This is a genomic window from Clostridia bacterium (genome assembly GCA_026414765.1).
GTDB lineage: Bacteria > Bacillota > Clostridia > Acetivibrionales > DSM-27016 > SKW86.
In genome coordinates, this window is sequence record JAOAIJ010000038.1 from 47,327 (window position 1) to 65,133 (window position 17,807).

Below are 17,807 nucleotides of genomic sequence, written 5' to 3' on the forward strand. Positions count from 1 at the left end.
ATGGTCTATTTTATAGGGGCAGGACCGGGAGACCCGGAGCTGATAACCGTAAAAGGAAAAAAACTCATTGAACAGGCGGATGTAGTTATATATGCAGGTTCACTGGTGAATGAAGAGGTTTTGAAGGATGTAAAAGAGGGGTGTACCATATATAACAGTGCTGAAATGACTCTGGAAGAGGTAATAGGTGTGATGGAGCAGGAGACTGCTGGAAACAGGCTGGTAGCCAGGGTACATACAGGTGACCCGTCAATATATGGTGCTGTCCGTGAGCAGATGGATGAACTGGATAAGAGGAATATCGGATATGAAATCATACCTGGAGTAAGCAGTTTCCTTGCAGCAGCAGCATCTCTCCGGAAGGAATATACCTTACCCGGTGTGACACAGACTGTCATACTTACAAGGATGGAGGGGAGGACTGAGGTGCCGGGTAAAGAAAGCATAGAGGCACTTGCAGCACATAAGGCTACCATGGCCATCTTCCTGAGTGTCGGTATGATTGATTCATTAGTAGAAAAGCTTAAAGCCGGTTATGGGGAGAATACACCCGTTGCAGTAGTATATAAGGCTTCATGGCCTGAACAGAAGATAGTAAAGGGAATACTTCAAAACATAGCAGAGCTTGTCAAAAAAGAGGGTATCAGGAAAACTGCCCTAGTGGTTGTAGGAGATTTCCTTGGTGATGAATATGAGCTGTCAAAGCTTTATGATAAAAGTTTTACACATGAATACAGGAGTGCAAGGGAATGAAAACTGCCATAATTGCCCTTACAAAAGGTGGAAGCGAGCTGGCTGTGAAGATAGGTCCCCATATAGGAGCTCACATGTATCTGAAAAAAGAATTCATATTACCAGACATGAAAGATGCAGGCAATATATTTACAATAGACAACGGTCTGGCTACATTAATAAAAGAGGTATTTCACCGGTATGAAGCTCTCATATTCATTATGGCATGTGGAATAGTTGTGAGGATTATAGCTCCGTATATAGGGTCAAAGACGACAGATCCGGCGGTAGTAGTCATGGATGAAAAAGGTAAGCATATAATCAGCCTGCTTTCAGGACATTTGGGAGGGGCAAACCGGATGGCGGAACGTATTGCCGGAGTCACAGGCGGAACCGCAGTGATTACAACGGCTACTGACATAAATGATATCGTAGCCTTTGATATGTTTGCTATAGAAAACAATTGCAGTATTGAAAATATACATAACTTGAAGTATATCAGCGCAGAGCTGGTGAATGGCGGCAGGATAGGGCTTTATACGGATTGCAGGCTTGAAGGATCAATGCCTGGCAACATAATCCTCTCAAATGACATAGAATTCAGCGGACAAAAGGATATCACCTGCCGGGTCATACTGTCAAGCAGAACTGGTATTGAGCCAGGAGAAAAGAGGCTGTTGTTTGTCAGACCCAGGAATCTGGTGCTTGGCATAGGCTGTAGAAGGCATACTTCAAAAAAAGAGATCGAGCTGGCAGTGCAGGACTTTATGAAAAGAAACAACAGGAGTCATTCGTCGATCAAATGTCTTGCTACAATAGACTTGAAGAAGGATGAGAAGGGTTTGCTGGAATTCTGTGAAGAACACGGGCTGGAGCTGAAAATAGTGCCCCGGGAAGCTATAGAAAGTATGGAAGGAAACTTTATACATTCGGATTTTGTGAAAGAAAAGGTAGGAGTGGCAGGTGTGGCAGAGCCCTGTGCTGTAATCGGATCTTCAGGGGGAAGGTTGATCAGAGGGAAGACAGTGTACAAAGGAATTACCCTTGCACTGGCGGAAGAAGAGAAGGTGTATCGGATATGAATATTCTTGTAATAGGTGTGAATTATAAGCAGACACCTCTGGAAATAAGAGAAAAGCTCTGCTTTAATACGGATGAACAAAGAAATGCTTTAGCTGAGATGGTCGGGCTCGAGGATGTGGATGAATGCGTGATCCTTTCTACCTGCAACAGGACTGAGGTTTATATATACTCCGATAATCCCTATTTTGACAGTAGTATCATAGAGAAAAAGGTATGTAGGATAAAAGGCTTGGAGATATATGATCTAAAAAAATATTTCTATATATACAGCAGTGCAAGAGCAGTAAAACACCTGTTTAAAGTAGCCAGTGGCCTCGACTCAATGATTATGGGGGAGGACCAGATACTAAGGCAGGTCAAGGATGCCTACGACCTTGCACTGGAGGTACGGTCCAGTGGGAATATACTGAATACCCTGTTCAGGGAAGGGATTACTGCTGCCAAGAAGGTGAAGACTTTTACCGAGCTGTCGAAAAATTCCGTTTCAGTAGGCACTCATGCAGTAAAGCTGCTCGAAAAAGTGTTCAACGATGGCTTGAAGCATAAGACTGCCCTGGTCATAGGCGCAGGGAAAATAGGTGCCATTGCACTGAAGAATTTGCTTTCAGCAGGAATAGGAAGAGTCTATGTGACAAACAGAACTCTAATGAAAGCGCAGGATATTTCAAAAGGTTATAATAATGTAGACGCGGTGGATTATAATATGCGGTATTCAGTCATGAATGACTGCGATATAGTAATAAGCTCTACAAACAGCCCACACTATACGGTTACAAAAGACCTGCTTGAAAAATCCGTTAAAGACAAGACGGAAAGAGTATTTATGGATCTGGCGGTACCAAGGGATATAGATGTGGATATAAAAACCATTCCTTGGGTCAGATATTTCAATATTGACGATTTGCAGCTTGAAGTTGATAAAAACTTGGACAAAAGGCTTTTAGAAGTTTCCAAAGCGGAGGAAATCATCCAGGAGCAGGTAACGGATTTTGAAAAATGGTATGAATTCAGAAGTGTACTGCCTATAGTCAAAGATATACAGAAGTTTACCGAAGACCTGATGAACGAAAAAATGGACAGCACTCTGGCGAGACTGAAAAGTGCAAGTGAAGCAGATAAGGAAATGGTGAGGATTTCTGTTGAGAACATAGTCAATGAGATCTTAGACAAATTCATATACAATATAAGAAATTGTGGCAGTAAAGAGGACATGCAGGTCTACTTCCGCTGCCTCAGTGATGTAATAAAGGAGAATTGAACCTCATGTCAAAGATATTTGTAGTTGGGTTAGGGCCGGGAAATGCAGAGGATATGACGCCAAGGGCAAAATCTGCTATAGAAGGCGCAGACATTATTATAGGATATAATACTTATGTTGATTTGATAAGAGAGATTTTCCCCGGTAAGCAGTTTGTAAGTTCGGGTATGACAAGAGAGGTTGAACGGTGCGAATTGGTACTTGAAAAAGCATTGGAGGGCAATACTGTAGCCCTCATAAGCAGCGGGGACAGCGGAATATACGGAATGGCAGGCATCATGCTGGAGGTAGTTAACAAATCAGGCAGGAATGTGCCTATGGAGATCATTCCCGGAATAACTGCCGCTACTGCAGCAGCAGCAGTTCTGGGGGCACCGGTCATGCATGACTTTGCAGTAATCAGCTTAAGCGATCTTATGACGCCATTGGAGCAGATTTATAGAAGGATTGAATATGCCGCCCAGGGAGATTTTGTCATATGCCTGTATAATCCCAGGAGCAAGGGCAGAATCGACTATATTGACACTGCAAGAGATGTCATTTTGAAATACAGGGAGATATCGACACCGGTGGGTATAGTAAGGAATGCCGGAAGGGAAAATGAAGAATACGGGATAACGACACTGGAAAAAATGCTTGATTTTGAAATAGACATGTTTACTACTGTTATTATAGGAAATTCGGCTACTTACATTAAAAACGGCAGGATAATAACTCCGAGAGGATACAAGATTAATTGACAATTTAAAAAGAATTAGTTTGAGAGGGGGGATTGCCAATGGCTAGAATAATGGTAATTGCAGGGACTGCCGATGCAAGAGAACTTATCAGCGAACTTCTGAAGCATGGAACAGAAGTCCTTGCAACTGTTGCTACGGGATACGGCAGAGAACTGCTTGATACTCACCCGAAGCTGGAAGTCAATACCGGTAAACTGAATTCCCCTGAAATGAAAACTCTCATCAGTGACAGAAGGATAGACTGTATTGTAGACGCTTCCCATCCTTTTGCCAGGGAAGTATCCGTAAATGCAATAGAGGCAGGCAATGAAGAAGGAATTCCATATATAAGATTTGAGAGAGCGTGTTTAAATACAGAGGTTGATAACATCATCAGAGTTAAGGATTTTGAAGCAGCTTCTTATGAGGCTTCAAAAATCGCCGGTAATATTTTTCTTACCATTGGTACAAATAACCTGAAGTACTTTAAAGAAAAACTACCGGATTTTAGTAAAAGGGTTTTTGCAAGAATACTTCCAGACAGCCGGATGATTTTAAAGTGTGAAGAGGCAGGGCTGACAGCGGGGAACATCATGGCGATAAAAGGCCCCTTTTCCGTGGAAATGAATCTGGAGATGTTAAAGCACTGCAATGCTTCGGCGATTGTAACCAAGGAAAGCGGAGAAACAGGCGGGACGGAGGAAAAGCTGAGAGCTGCGGCCATAATGGGTATTCCTGTTATTTTGATTGAACGCCCTGAGATAGATTATGGGACAAAAGTAAGTAGTGTCGAAGAGGTACTTAAACTTGTGGAGGGTATCGTGAAATGACTGCATTTCCTCTTTTTGTTGATTTGAAAGGGAAAAAATGTGTTGTGGCAGGCGGCGGAAAGGTAGCTGCCAGAAAAATCGAAACACTGGTGCTTTTTAACGCAGAGATAACAGTGGTAAGCCCCCAGGTGACAGAAAGTATAGTTGAGCAGGAGAGGCTTGGAAAACTGGCCTATAGAGAAAAACCGTATTCCGATACTGATATTGAAGGGGCATTCCTTGTAGTGGCAGCGACCTCCAGCAGGCAGGTAAATGACAAGATATATGAGGATGCGGTAAGCAGGGGAATATTTGTAAATGTAGCAGACAGTCCGGAAAAATGTACATTTATTTTCCCGTCGGTAGTAAAAAGGGATGAGCTGGTAATAGGAATCTGTACCTCCGGCAATTACCCTCTGCTATCAAAATCTGTCAGGGAGAAGTTGGACAATATGCTCCCCCGAAACCTGGATGGAAGAGTAAACGGGATATTGGGGGAGTATCGCCGGAAAGCACTTGACAAAATGAAAAACGAGGAAAAGAGACAGGAGTTTCTGAAAAAGATGCTGGATGAGGTCTTATCTGATGAATTGTCAGATATTGAACCATTACGGGCGAAAATAGAAAAGATTTTTGGAGATTATGAAAATGAAAAAGATAGTTAGAGTCGGAACCAGGGAGAGCAATCTTGCTGTAGTCCAGAGCAAATGGGTGATCAATGAGATAAAAAGAAAGTTTCCGGATATTGAGTTTGAGCTTGTAGGTATCAAAACCAGCGGAGATGCGATACTTGACCAGAGACTCGATAAGATAGGCGGTAAGGGCCTTTTTATAAAGGAATTGGAGAATGCATTAATCAAAGGAACTATAGATATAGCTGTCCACAGCATGAAGGATATGCCTGCAGAAATTCCTGATGAACTTGTAATCGCTGCCGTATCCGGTAGAGAGGATCCCAGGGATGTGCTTATCACTTCCTGCGGTAAAACACTGGATGAGCTTGATAAAAATGCGGTACTAGGTACAAGCAGCATCCGCAGGGAGATACAGATATTACAGAAAAGACCGGACTTAAATATTAAGACCTTGAGGGGTAATGTGCTTACAAGACTGGATAAGCTGCTGAATAATGAGTATGATGCGATAGTGCTTGCAATGGCAGGTCTAAAGCGCTTAGGACTGGAAGAAAAATGTGTTCAGGCTTTTAGTGTGGAAGAAATGATTCCTGCTGTAGGCCAGGGTGCTCTCGCAATAGAAGCAAGAAAAGGCGAGGATTTGTCATATCTCATGGACAGCGTCCATGATGCAGACACAGCGCTGGCAGTGACTGCTGAGAGGGCTTATATGCTCAGGCTGAATGGAGGCTGTACTACTCCTATAGCAGCACATGCGGTAATAGAAGTGGATAGGATGAGGCTTTACGGTATGTACGCTTCCGGCGAAAAATCCGGGGTCATTAGAAAATATATTGAAGGGAACAAGCAGGAAGCGGCAGCTTTAGGCGGAAAACTGGCGGGTATGATGATGGAACGGGGGAAAGTTTGATGTCAGGCAATGGAAAGGTATATATCCTGGGTGTGGGACCCGGAGACTATAAATTGATGACGCTGAAGGCGGCGGAGTGTATTGGAAAGTCAGATGTAATCATATATGACAGATTGGTAAACAGTAAGGTATTAAAGCTGGCAAAAGATGATGCAGAACTTATATATGTAGGAAAAATGCCTGATTGTCATGCCGTTCCACAGGATGGAATCAATGAAATCCTTGTAAGCAAGGCAAAGGAAGGTAAAACTGTAGCAAGGGTAAAGGGAGGCGATCCCTTTATGTTTGGAAGGGGAGGGGAAGAGGCGGAAGCTCTATATGAAAGTGGGATAGAATTCGAAATCGTACCCGGAGTGACATCTGCGATTTCTGTTCCGGCATATGCGGGCATACCTGTGACGCATAGAGATTTCTGTTCGTCCCTTCATATAGTTACAGGCCATGAAAAACCGGGAAGAGAGAGTAGTTTTATAGATTATGGGGTTTTGTCGAGATTAGAGGGTACTTTGATTTTCCTGATGGGGGTAAAAAACCTGCAGGAAATATGCAGCAACCTCATAAAGCATGGGAAGGATAAGGATACACCCGTTGCTGTAATAGCTAATGGAACAACACTAGCTCAAAAGACAGTATCAGGAACGCTGGAGACGATTTCAGGTGTTGTTGCCGAGGTAGGTATAAAGTCCCCTGCTGTAACCGTTATCGGGGAAGTAGTAGGGTTGAGGGAAAAGCTAAAATGGTATCAGGGCGGGAGGCTGGCCGGTAAGAGGGTTGTCGTAACGAGATCCAGAGAACAGGCCAGCAAACTGGCTGAGCGTATTAATGAGCTGGGTGGAGAAACAGTAGAATTACCTACCATCAAAATTACAGGGCCGCAGAGCTATCAGGAAGTAGACAGGACTTTAGACAACCTGAAAAACTATCAGTGGCTGGTATTTACCAGTATTAACGGGGTTGAATACTTTTTTAGGAGAATGAGGGAAAGGAAGCTGGATATAAGAAGCTTATGCGGGATAAAGCTATGTGCTGTCGGGGAGGCTACAGAAGCAAAGTTAAATGAAATCGGACTTTCAGTTGATTATGTACCGGAGAGATTTACAACATCAGATTTATTAGAGGGACTGATGGAAAGAATAATGCCCGGTGAGAAAGTTCTTCTGGCCAGAGCTGATATAGCAAGTAAAGAATTATCGGAAGGTCTTGGAAACAGAGGAGTGGAATTTGAAGACCTGACAGTCTACAGGACGCAATTGGAATCAATGGAGAAGGAAGAGATACTAAGGCAGCTGGAGAGAAAAGAAGTAGACTACATAACATTTACAAGTTCTTCAACAGTGAAGAATTTTGTATCTATCATAGGCAAAGAAAATATGAACAGGGTCTGCGGAGTAAAGACTGTGTGTATAGGACCGGTAACCTTGCGGACGGCTCAGGAAGCAGGATTTGCGGCTGCCGTTATGGCGGATGTGTATACTGTCGAAGGGTTGATAAATAAATTAGTAGAGATTTCAGAGGGATGAGTATGGAGCTGATAAAAAGACCGAGAAGATTGAGGACAAGTGAAGGCATGAGAAAACTTGTCAGAGAGACCGCTATATCTGTAGGGGATTTGATTTATCCGATGTTTATAGTTGGGGGAAATGGGATAAAGAACGAGATCCATTCCATGCCGGGAGTATTTCAACTGTCAATAGACAATTTCTTAAGGGAACTGGAAGATGTCAGTGCTTTAGGCATACCCGGGGTATTGCTTTTTGGTATACCTGACTTCAAAGATGATGCAGGTTCCCAGGCATATGACCCTGAAGGGGTGGTACAGCGTGCTTTACGGGAAGCTAAGAAAAAATTCCCGGACATGCTGCTTATAGCTGATGTATGCCTGTGCGAATACACAAGCCATGGACACTGTGGTTTGATAGAGGAAGGCAGCGTCATAAACGACAGTTCTGTGGAACTGATCGTAAAATCTGCACTGAGCTATGCAGAGGCGGGAGCGGATATCATAGCTCCATCTGATATGATGGACGGAAGAGTGGGAGCTATAAGAAAAGCATTGGATAATAACGGATATCAGGACAAGGCTATTATGGCATACAGTGCCAAATATTCATCCTCCTTTTATGGGCCTTTCCGCGATGCAGCCCACTCAAAGCCTGCATTTGGAGATAGAAAAACATACCAGATGGATTATTCCAATATCAGAGAGGCCATAAAAGAAGTGGAACTGGATATCGAAGAGGGGGCTGACATAGTTATGGTAAAGCCGGCTCTTGCCTATCTGGATGTAATAAGCGAGGTATACAGAACTTTTGATGTCCCGGTAGCAGCATATAATGTAAGCGGTGAATATGCCATGATCAAAGCTGCTGTCCAAAACGGCTGGATTGATGAAAAAGGTGCAGTCATGGAATCCGTCACTGCCATAAAGAGAGCAGGGGCGAAGATTATTATCACCTATTTTGCAAAGCAGATTGCAGAATGGGTAAATAGGCGGAGATAGAATTATGAAAAACGAACTGTCGAAAAAACTTTTTGAAAAAGCCGTGGAAATCATACCCGGCGGTGTAAACAGCCCGGTAAGGGCATATAAGTCAGTGGGCTTAAATCCACCATTCATTAAAAAGGCAAAGGGCTCAAAAATTTACGATGTCGATGGGAATGAATACATTGACTATGTTGGCTCCTGGGGCCCAATGATTCTCGGACATGCTCATAATGAAGTTGTAAATGAGATCAGGAGGGCTGCAGAAGATGGAACAAGCTATGGTGCCCCTACTGAGCGGGAGGTGGAGCTTGCTCAGCTGGTGTGTGATGCAGTGCCTTCTGTGGAAATGATCCGTATGGTAAGCTCTGGAACTGAAGCTGTCATGAGTGCCATAAGGCTGGCCAGAGGATACACGGACAGAGACAGGATATTGAAGTTTGAAGGCTGTTATCATGGACACTCGGACGGGCTGCTGGTCAAAGCGGGTTCAGGAGCTCTTACAACAGGTGTACCCGATAGTGCCGGGGTACCGGGAGACTTTGCAAAAAACACCATGACTGCCTCATATAACTGTTGTGAAGAGCTAGAAAGAGTTTTCAGGGCCTGCGGCAATGAGATTGCAGCAGTTATTGTGGAACCTGTAGCAGGAAATATGGGCGTTGTCCCACCTGATATTGAATTTCTCAGACTTATGAGAAAACTTACTTTGGAACATGGGTCTTTGCTTATTTTTGACGAAGTGATCACAGGTTTCAGAGTTTCCTACAGCGGCGCCCAGGGGTATTATGGTATACAGCCTGACATATCTGTATTCGGAAAGATTATTGGCGGGGGAATGCCGGTAGGGGCATATGGTGGGAGAAAAGATATAATGAACCGGATTTCACCAAATGGCCCTGTATACCAGGCGGGTACCTTATCCGGCAATCCTGTTGCCATGGCTGCGGGTATAAAGACCCTTAAAATACTCAGGGATAACCCGGATATATATATAGAACTTGCAGAAAAGGCAGAAAGACTGGAAAACGCTTTTCTGAAAAGTTCACTGAAATACAATATTCCGCTGGCTATAAACAGGGTAGGTTCAGTATTAAGCGCCTTCTTTACAGGAGAGAAGGTTGTTGACTTTAAGACAGCTATAAAAGCCGATACAAAAAGATTTGCACAATACTTTGCATACATTCTGGAAGAGGGAATATATGCCGCACCATCACAGTTTGAGGCTGTGTTCCTGTCACATGCCCACACCGGAGAGGATCTGGACAGGACTGTAAGCGCAATAGATATGGCTTTTTCGCGATTGTAGAATATAATACTTGCTGGATTTTATTTCTGGAACCAGATGCTTTGAGTATAAGAACGCATATGTTCTATCCATAAAATCTAGCAAATAATCACATTTATCAAAAGGAGTAATTACAATGGATGGAATACTGATACTTGCACACGGAAGCAAGAGACCGGAGACTGAAAACATATTGAATTCACTGGTAGAAAAGGTAAAGGAAAAAACAGGCGAAACACTTGTTTATCCGGCGTACCTCCAGTTTTCGGAACAAAACCTTGAGAAGGGTATCGGGCTGCTTGCAGAAAAAGGTGCAAAAAAGATAAAGATCATGCCAATGTTCTTGTTTGACGGAATACATGTCACCATGGATATTCCCAATGAATTAAATGAGATAAGGGATAAATTTCCCGGAATCGACATTAAAATGAGCAGGCATATAGGTGATGATGATAAGCTGGTAGATATCATTGTGGATAGAATAAATTCCATAGCTTGATGGGAGTGTTACTCTGATGAAGATACCCGGAGTAGTGATCGCAGGAACAAACAGTGGTAGCGGGAAGACAACCATAACCGCAGGAATAATGGCAGCCCTGGTGAAAAAAGGTCTGAAGGTGCAGCCCTATAAGGTGGGGCCTGATTACATAGACCCTATGTTTCACTCCTTCGTTACGGGAAGGCATTCAAGAAATCTGGACAGCTGGATGCTGGACAAGGATGTGGTGCTGCACCTGTTTGCGAAAAATTCTGCAGGAGCGGATATAGCTGTCATTGAAGGGGTCATGGGACTCTATGACGGTTTCGGAGGGACTTCTACCGTAGGCAGTACTGCCCATGTAGCAAAAATCGTTAAAACCCCGGTAATACTTGTAATAAATGGAGAGGGCACTTCCATGAGCCTTGCCGCGACAGTTAAAGGCTTTAAAGAATTTGATCCCGACCTGAATATCCAGGGTATTATTATAAACAATATCAAGACAGAAACTCATTACTATATATTAAAGGAAGTAATCGAAGAATACACAGGCGTGAAGGTGGTCGGCTATCTTTCCAAGGCTGACAGATTCAGTCTTACAAGCAGACACTTAGGGCTGATACCGAGTGGTGAGGTAAAAGGTTTGCAGGAAAAAATCGGTGCTCTGGCAGAAGAAGTTTTCAAAACGATTGATCTTGAGCTTCTGCTAAAGATTGCAGGACAAAAGGAAGAAATCCATGACAGATTACATAATATACCGGGGAATATGAAGCCTGAGCCACGGGATAAGCCCAGGGTTGCAGTTGCCTGGGACAAAGCCTTCAATTTTTATTATAAAGATAATCTTGAGCTGCTGGAAAGCTTAGGGGCAGAGCTTGTATATTTTAGTCCCGTAGAACATGAAGAGCTTCCTGAGAATTTGGATGGGCTCTACATCGGAGGAGGATACCCGGAGATATGGGCAAAGGAGCTGGAGGGGAACCTTGCTATGAAAGAAGAAATCAGGCGGGTTGTTAATAGAGGAATACCTGCCTATGCAGAATGCGGCGGGCTGATGTACATGGCAGAAAGCATTACGGACAGGGATGGAAATTCTTTTAAAATGACAGGGATTATACCGGGCAGGAGTGTAATGACCACAAAGCTTCAAAGGTTCGGATATGTAGAGCTGGAGATAAAAGCCGGATGCGTACTTTCAGAGAAGCCTACAGGGGTGAGGGCACATGAGTTCCATTACTCATCCATCATTGTGGAAGGTGATTGTAACAGCTGTTATAGGGTGTTAAAGCACAGGAAAAATAAAGAGCAGCTTTCCTGGGGATGCGGATATAAGGTAAACAATCTTCTGGCAGGCTACCCCCACATTCATTTCTGGGCAAATACCGGACTGGCAGAAGGGTTTGTGGAGAATTGCATACGTTACAGGGCTTGCAAGGGATATTTGTAAGAAAGGGATTCATACCGATATGCAAAATGAGAGTAGAGAGTCGAAATCTTTAAAAAAAGGGAAATCAATCATGATACAGGGGACGGCCTCTTCCGTGGGCAAGAGCATTGTTACTGCAGGTCTTTGCAGGGTATTCAAACAGGATGGGTATGGGGTTGCACCTTTCAAGTCTCAGAATATGGCCTTAAATTCTTTTATTACCCGAGAGGGAAAAGAAATGGGCAGAGCTCAGGTAGTTCAGGCTGAAGCAGCCGGGAAGGAACCTTCTGTAGAAATGAACCCTATTCTTCTGAAACCTACCACAGACAGCAAAGCTCAGGTCGTGATAAACGGGGAGGTTTACCGCAATATGTCGGCAGTTGAATATCACAACTTCAAACCAGAGCTTGCTGAGATGATAAGAAAAATATTCAAGGGGCTTGCAGACAAAAACGATATTGTTGTCATTGAGGGTGCAGGAAGCCCGGCAGAAATAAACCTTAGAGATAAAGATATTGTGAATATGGGTATGGCAGAGATTGCAGACGCTCCGGTCATCCTGGTAGGAGACATAGACAAAGGTGGGGTATTTGCTGCTCTTGCCGGTACAATGCTTTTGCTTACTGATGAAGAACGTGCCAGGGTAAAAGGAGTAATCATCAATAAGTTCAGAGGAGACATAGAAATTTTAAAGCCAGGTATACGCATGCTTGAAGACATAATAAAGATTCCCGTTCTGGGTGTACTTCCATACACAAAATTGAATATTGAAGATGAGGATAGTCTGGCTGAGAAGTTTAACAATAAAATGGGAAGTCAAAAGGGTGAGATAGACATTGCAATAGTAAAAATTCCTCATATCTCCAATTTTACTGATTTTAACGTACTTGAAAATATAGATAATGTAAAGGTAAGGTATGCAGATAGCGTATCAGAGCTTGGCACACCTGATATGATTATACTTCCGGGCTCTAAAAACACTATTGAGGACATGCTTTTTATAAGGGAGACCGGATTGGAAAGGGAAATCAAAAGACTTCATACTGAAGGGTCGATAATTTTTGGTATCTGTGGAGGTTACCAGATGCTCGGAATAGACATTGAAGATCCACTAAAAACAGAATCAAATCTGCTAAGAATAGAGGGTATGGGGCTTCTGAACACAAGGACTGTTTTTCAGCAAAAGAAGATAACGACGCGGGTGCAAGGCTCTGTTTGTAATAGCGAAGATTTGCTTGATGGCCTTAGTGATGTTGTTATAGAGGGATATGAAATACATATGGGTACGACGGACTACATGGAAGGCTGCATACCTTTTCTTAGAATAAGCAGGGTTTTAGAGAGGAAAGAGTCCTGCAGCGGTGGAATAAGGAATACTGAAGGTACAGTATTCGGAACTTACATACATGGCATTTTTGACAGCATGGTCTTTACGACAGGCTTTATAAATAATCTGAGAAAGCGCAAAGGTCTGAAACAGCTCCGACAGAGTGATAACCTGGATTTCAAGGCTTACAAGGAAGAACAGTATGACAGACTGGCAGCACTGATCAGAGAGAATCTTGATATGAATAAGATATACGAAATTATTAACATATAATCAAACGAATTCTTATATTTTCTTATATGTTTTTTCGATCATTAGCGCTTCAAGACTTAGAGCCTGTAAATTTTCCATAAAGCGAGGCTATATGCTCTTGGAACGGGACTTACAATTAAAACCAACTGGCACAATAGTTGCGGTATATAGGGGGAATACAATTGGCAGAATATCTTCTTCTGGATGTGGCAATTGCATATGTGATTGATCTTATAGCAGGCGACCCTTATTGGCTTCCGCATCCTGTCAGGTTTATCGGCTGGTTGATAAAACACACTGAAGTGTGTCTGAGGAAAAGAATAGAGAAAACTGTTAAGGGAGCTGTTGAAAGAAGAAAAGCCGAAAGAAGGGCAGGTATGGCATTAATGCTCATAGTTGTTGCGTCAACCTTCCTTATTGTACTGGCAATCCAAGAACTGGCCGCAATGCTTCACCCGGCAGCCTTCCATATAGTGAACATATATTTCATTTACTCGGCTCTGGCAGCCGAATGCCTGGCTGATGAGGCAAGGAAGGTATATAAGGTACTAAAGACAGGGGATATGGATGAATCCAGAAAGAGACTATCTATGCTGGTGGGAAGGGAAACTAAGAATCTGAACCGGCAGGAAATAACCAGAGGAGTAGTGGAGACAACTGCTGAAAATACAGTTGATGGGGTCATTTCACCACTTATTTATGCAATAGCAGGCTCATTATTTGGTGTTGGAGCTCCAGTGGTCTATGCTTTCAAGGCTATCAGTACATTGGACTCCATGGTAGGCTATATGAATGACAAATACATAAACCTTGGCATGTTTTCCGCAAGGACCGATGATGCGGCTAATTATTTGCCTGCAAGATTTTCCGGTATACTTATACCTGCCAGTGCTCTAATATGCGGGATGAGTTTTTCCAAAAGTTTTTCAATAATGATTAGGGACAGGAGAAACCATAAAAGTCCTAACTGTGCTTATCCTGAAGCGGCTGTTGCCGGTGCTCTGGGTATCAGGATAGGAGGTACCAATATATACTTTGGGAAGGCAGTAGAAAAACCTACAATAGGTGATGCAGAAAGGGATATCAGTATTGAGGATATCCCCAGGACAATACTGCTTATGTATGTTTCTTCGGCCTTGACTTTGATTATCGGTCTTATTTCAGCTATGGTCATAAAAAAGATTATTTTCTAAGGATGGACATTTATGAACGGGACAATGAAAAATCCACATGGGGGAGACATATACAAGGCATCAAGGGTATATGGCTATGATGTTAATGATATTCTGGATTACAGTGCAAATATCAATCCTTTTGGAATACCTGACGGTCTGAGGGAGAAAATAATTTCTGCAGTTGACTGTCTGGTGAATTATCCCGATCCGGATTGTACAAGATTGAGAGAGGCAGCTTCCCTTTACCTGGCAATACCTGAGGAAAGCATAGTCTTTGGAAATGGAGCCTCAGAAATCATATTTCTGCTTTTTGAGGAATTAGCCCCAAAGAAGGTGATTATACCTGCACCGACCTTTTCCGAATATGCCAAAGCTGCTTCCAGGATTGGTGCGGAAGTATGCCATTTTAAACTGAGAGAAGAGGCGGGATTCGGATTGGATGTTGACGAACTGATAAACCGGATGACAGACGAAACAGATGCTGTTGTCATATGCAATCCAAACAACCCTACATCTGCACTGGTCTCAAGAGAGGCACTAAAGCGCCTTATAGAGCATGCTTACAAAAAAGGTATAAAAATAATAATAGATGAGGCCTTTATAGAGCTTACAGATGACCCCGGTGCGAATACAATTATTGATTACACCAAGGAGTATGATAATCTCTTTGTGGTAAGGGCATTCACAAAGATTTTTGCTATTCCGGGCCTGAGATTGGGCTATGGAGTAGGAAACAGGGAAACAGTGGGCAGGCTGTGGGAAAGGAAACCGGCCTGGTCCGTAAATTCACTTGCTTGCTGTGTGGGCGAATATCTGGGGGAAAGTGGCGAATACCTGAAAAAAACGGCTAAGTGGATTTCTGAGGAAAAGCTGTGGTTTTACGAGGAATTAACAAAAATTCAGGGAATAAGGGTATTTAAGCCCGAGACAAATTTCATTCTGATAAAGCTTGCGGATCTGGATATAAGTTCGTGGAAGCTGAGGGAGCTATGTGCTCAAAGAGGAGTATTGGTAAGAGATGCAAGTAATTTTACATTTTTGAATGACAGGTTTATAAGAGTAGCAATTAAAGATAGACAAAGCAATACAAAATTTTTAAAGATATTTAAAGAGCTATTGGAAGGTGGTTTTCGTGGATAAAGGTTATGTCCATATATATACAGGCGATGGTAAAGGTAAAACTACGGCGGCGGTTGGGCTTGGTTTCAGGGCTTATGGCAGGGGGTTCAGGGTTTTGCTGGTACAATTCCTGAAGAATGAGCCGACAGGAGAAATCATGGCTATAGAAAAACTGGATTCCCGCTTCCGGTATTTCAGGACAAAAAAGGTAAAAGGCTTCTTTTTTAGTATGAATGAAGAGCAAAAGCAGGAGCTGAAAAAGTCTGAACAGGAAGCCTGGGAATACGCAGCAAAAGCTGTAATGTCCAGTAAATGGGATATGGTCATACTGGATGAGGTCATTGGATCAATCAATAATAAGCTTGTTGATCTTGTGGCTGTTAAAGATCTGATAAAATCTAAACCTGAAGGAATTGAGCTTGTTCTTACAGGCAGGAATGCACCGGAAGAACTGAAGCAGTTGGCTGACTACGTGTCCGAAATAAAGGCGGTAAAACATGTTTTTAGCAGGGGTATACCTGCAAGAGAAGGGATTGAGGATTAAGAAATATTTTTATGAAGCTTAATGATACGAATACATTACTAAATTAATCTGTTGTGCTGGTTGATTTAGAACAGGAGATTATTATGATTTATGATAAAGCAATAAGCTCGATAGAGCAATTGGATATGGCAGCTATGAAAAAAGCCCAGACCCGGTTGGACAGCCTTACAAAGCCTCTGGGGAGCCTGGGGCGTCTGGAGGAAATTGTTAAACAACTTGCCGGAATTACGGGCAATCCGTTCCCAGTCGTTAATAAGAAAGCTGTCATAATTATGTGTGCTGATAACGGGGTTGTGGAAGAAGGGGTAAGCTCGTGCCCCAAAAATGTTACTTCTATAGTAACTCAGAATTTTATGAAAGGTTTTACAGGTATAAATGTACTTGCGAGACATGCAGGGGCAGATATAGTTACAGTAGATATAGGGGTGGATGATGACATTGTATGTCCGGGCATACTGAACCGGAAAATCAGAAAAGGTACATGGAATATGGCTAAAGGTCCTGCTATGACCAGGGATGAGGCTATAAAGGCTATAGAGACCGGAATTGAAATAGTAAAAGGGCTGAAAGAGGAGGGCGTAAATCTTCTTGGAACAGGTGAAATGGGAATAGGAAATACTACTACAAGCAGCGCTGTAGCTGCTGTTCTTACCGGAAGCCAGGTGTGGGACATGGTGGGAAAGGGAGCTGGATTGACGCAGGAAGGGTTGGAAAACAAGGCTGAAGTTATACGAAGAGCAATAGAAATAAACAATCCCGATTCTGGAGAACCGCTAGATGTACTAGCAAAGGTTGGAGGATTCGATATTGCAGGTCTTGCCGGCTGCTTTCTTGGGGCAGCATTATACAGAGTACCTATACTGATCGACGGTTTTATTTCTGCTGCCGCAGCACTTGTAGCTATAAAGATAAATCCGGCATGCAGGAACTATATATTTCCTTCACATGGATCTGCAGAGCCGGGAAGTAAAAAAATAATGCAGGAATTAGGGTTTGAGCCAATGTTGCAGCTTGAAATGCGTTTGGGAGAGGGTACAGGGGCCGCACTGGGATTCCATATCATAGATGCTGCAGTTGCAGCGTATAGCCAGATGGGGACCTTTGGTGATGCAAATATAGAACAGTACGAGCCTTTAGAGTAAGACCCGGCATAATAAAGTAACAAGCGGGAGACTTGATTAATTCAGTTTGCTGTTTAAAAAATATCGATAAAGAACGAGTATAATTTATTAAAAACCAGTAAAAATTAATAAATGAATGAATATATTGCATAATTCTATATAAATCATGATTTCAGGCATATTTGTCAGGTTGCAAAAGCCGGTAGGTGGTGATATCCTATTAAAGCTGTCGCCGCCGATAACACGACGGTAGAGCTGCCTGAGAACTAGATACTAACGTTCTGGGTAACCTGGAAAAAAGAAACAACGAAAAAGTTGTTGACATAACCAAGACAGTGTGTTAAGATGTAAATCCGCCGCGAGAAACGGCGGGATGGACTTTGAAAAGTGAACAGTGTATGAAACAACATGCAAATGTTGAAGGAACTCGAACAATAAATTTGAGTAAG

Annotated in this window: 17 protein-coding genes; all 17 read left to right on the forward strand. The window is 42.9% G+C overall.

Annotated features, from left to right (window positions below; translation table 11 throughout):
• On the forward strand, nt 1-753 hold the full coding sequence (cobM, locus tag N3I35_13945; GenBank protein MCX8131187.1) for a precorrin-4 C(11)-methyltransferase: 753 nt from the start codon (nt 1-3) through the stop codon (nt 751-753).
• Nucleotides 750-1,814 (forward strand): cobalt-precorrin 5A hydrolase, encoded by a 1,065-nt coding sequence (gene cbiG, locus N3I35_13950; GenBank protein ID MCX8131188.1) that lies wholly within the window; start codon nt 750-752, stop codon nt 1,812-1,814. The genes cobM and cbiG overlap by 4 nt, the downstream gene beginning before the upstream one ends.
• Nucleotides 1,811-3,073, forward strand: coding sequence for a glutamyl-tRNA reductase (gene hemA / locus N3I35_13955; protein MCX8131189.1), 1,263 nt, complete (start codon nt 1,811-1,813; stop codon nt 3,071-3,073). The genes cbiG and hemA overlap by 4 nt, the downstream gene beginning before the upstream one ends.
• 5 nt (nt 3,074-3,078) lie before the next feature.
• Complete coding sequence (gene cobJ, locus N3I35_13960) at nt 3,079-3,813, forward strand: precorrin-3B C(17)-methyltransferase (protein ID MCX8131190.1); 735 nt, start codon at nt 3,079-3,081, stop codon at nt 3,811-3,813.
• Nucleotides 3,814-3,851: 38 nt separating this feature from the next.
• A complete protein-coding gene (locus N3I35_13965) occupies nt 3,852-4,622 on the forward strand; it encodes a cobalt-precorrin-6A reductase (GenBank protein ID MCX8131191.1) in 771 nt (256 codons plus the stop codon).
• The gene (locus N3I35_13970) at nt 4,619-5,266 is read left to right on the forward strand and encodes a bifunctional precorrin-2 dehydrogenase/sirohydrochlorin ferrochelatase (protein ID MCX8131192.1); all 648 of its coding nucleotides are present in this window, start codon (nt 4,619-4,621) and stop codon (nt 5,264-5,266) included. Before N3I35_13965 ends, N3I35_13970 begins: the two co-directional genes overlap by 4 nt.
• The gene (gene hemC, locus N3I35_13975; GenBank protein ID MCX8131193.1) at nt 5,250-6,146 is read left to right on the forward strand and encodes a hydroxymethylbilane synthase; all 897 of its coding nucleotides are present in this window, start codon (nt 5,250-5,252) and stop codon (nt 6,144-6,146) included. The genes N3I35_13970 and hemC overlap by 17 nt, the downstream gene beginning before the upstream one ends.
• Entirely contained in the window at nt 6,146-7,666 is a 1,521-nt protein-coding gene (cobA, locus tag N3I35_13980; protein MCX8131194.1) for a uroporphyrinogen-III C-methyltransferase, read from the forward strand. Before hemC ends, cobA begins: the two co-directional genes overlap by 1 nt.
• 2 nt (nt 7,667-7,668) lie before the next feature.
• Complete coding sequence (hemB, locus tag N3I35_13985) at nt 7,669-8,646, forward strand: porphobilinogen synthase (GenBank protein MCX8131195.1); 978 nt, start codon at nt 7,669-7,671, stop codon at nt 8,644-8,646.
• A 4-nt stretch (nt 8,647-8,650) separates the two neighbouring features.
• Entirely contained in the window at nt 8,651-9,937 is a 1,287-nt protein-coding gene (gene hemL / locus N3I35_13990; protein MCX8131196.1) for a glutamate-1-semialdehyde 2,1-aminomutase, read from the forward strand.
• Between the two features lie 115 nt (nt 9,938-10,052).
• Entirely contained in the window at nt 10,053-10,415 is a 363-nt protein-coding gene (locus tag N3I35_13995; protein ID MCX8131197.1) for a CbiX/SirB N-terminal domain-containing protein, read from the forward strand.
• A 16-nt stretch (nt 10,416-10,431) separates the two neighbouring features.
• Nucleotides 10,432-11,841, forward strand: a complete 1,410-nt coding sequence (locus N3I35_14000; protein ID MCX8131198.1) for a cobyrinate a,c-diamide synthase — start codon at nt 10,432-10,434, stop codon at nt 11,839-11,841.
• A gap of 19 nt (nt 11,842-11,860) precedes the next feature.
• Nucleotides 11,861-13,420: a cobyric acid synthase gene (locus N3I35_14005; protein ID MCX8131199.1), complete on the forward strand. Its 1,560-nt coding sequence runs from the start codon at nt 11,861-11,863 to the stop codon at nt 13,418-13,420.
• A 161-nt stretch (nt 13,421-13,581) separates the two neighbouring features.
• A complete protein-coding gene (gene cbiB, locus N3I35_14010; protein MCX8131200.1) occupies nt 13,582-14,592 on the forward strand; it encodes an adenosylcobinamide-phosphate synthase CbiB in 1,011 nt (336 codons plus the stop codon).
• A gap of 12 nt (nt 14,593-14,604) precedes the next feature.
• Complete coding sequence (cobD, locus tag N3I35_14015; protein MCX8131201.1) at nt 14,605-15,714, forward strand: threonine-phosphate decarboxylase CobD; 1,110 nt, start codon at nt 14,605-14,607, stop codon at nt 15,712-15,714.
• On the forward strand, nt 15,707-16,237 hold the full coding sequence (locus N3I35_14020; protein ID MCX8131202.1) for a cob(I)yrinic acid a,c-diamide adenosyltransferase: 531 nt from the start codon (nt 15,707-15,709) through the stop codon (nt 16,235-16,237). Before cobD ends, N3I35_14020 begins: the two co-directional genes overlap by 8 nt.
• 83 nt (nt 16,238-16,320) lie before the next feature.
• Complete coding sequence (gene cobT / locus N3I35_14025; GenBank protein ID MCX8131203.1) at nt 16,321-17,379, forward strand: nicotinate-nucleotide--dimethylbenzimidazole phosphoribosyltransferase; 1,059 nt, start codon at nt 16,321-16,323, stop codon at nt 17,377-17,379.
• Nucleotides 17,380-17,807 lie beyond the last annotated feature (428 nt).

Bases quoted from the DNA above. Each gene is read 5' to 3' on its own strand.
- cobM (MCX8131187.1), top strand. From the start codon at position 1: ATGGTCTATTTTATAGGGGCAGGACCGGGAGACCCGGAGCTGATAACC.
- cbiG (MCX8131188.1), top strand. From the start codon at position 750: ATGAAAACTGCCATAATTGCCCTTACAAAAGGTGGAAGCGAGCTGGCT.
- hemA (MCX8131189.1), top strand. From the start codon at position 1,811: ATGAATATTCTTGTAATAGGTGTGAATTATAAGCAGACACCTCTGGAA.
- cobJ (MCX8131190.1), top strand. From the start codon at position 3,079: ATGTCAAAGATATTTGTAGTTGGGTTAGGGCCGGGAAATGCAGAGGAT.
- N3I35_13965 (MCX8131191.1), top strand. From the start codon at position 3,852: ATGGCTAGAATAATGGTAATTGCAGGGACTGCCGATGCAAGAGAACTT.
- N3I35_13970 (MCX8131192.1), top strand. From the start codon at position 4,619: ATGACTGCATTTCCTCTTTTTGTTGATTTGAAAGGGAAAAAATGTGTT.
- hemC (MCX8131193.1), top strand. From the start codon at position 5,250: ATGAAAAAGATAGTTAGAGTCGGAACCAGGGAGAGCAATCTTGCTGTA.
- cobA (MCX8131194.1), top strand. From the start codon at position 6,146: ATGTCAGGCAATGGAAAGGTATATATCCTGGGTGTGGGACCCGGAGAC.
- hemB (MCX8131195.1), top strand. From the start codon at position 7,669: ATGGAGCTGATAAAAAGACCGAGAAGATTGAGGACAAGTGAAGGCATG.
- hemL (MCX8131196.1), top strand. From the start codon at position 8,651: ATGAAAAACGAACTGTCGAAAAAACTTTTTGAAAAAGCCGTGGAAATC.
- N3I35_13995 (MCX8131197.1), top strand. From the start codon at position 10,053: ATGGATGGAATACTGATACTTGCACACGGAAGCAAGAGACCGGAGACT.
- N3I35_14000 (MCX8131198.1), top strand. From the start codon at position 10,432: ATGAAGATACCCGGAGTAGTGATCGCAGGAACAAACAGTGGTAGCGGG.
- N3I35_14005 (MCX8131199.1), top strand. From the start codon at position 11,861: ATGCAAAATGAGAGTAGAGAGTCGAAATCTTTAAAAAAAGGGAAATCA.
- cobD (MCX8131201.1), top strand. From the start codon at position 14,605: ATGAACGGGACAATGAAAAATCCACATGGGGGAGACATATACAAGGCA.
- cobT (MCX8131203.1), top strand. From the start codon at position 16,321: ATGATTTATGATAAAGCAATAAGCTCGATAGAGCAATTGGATATGGCA.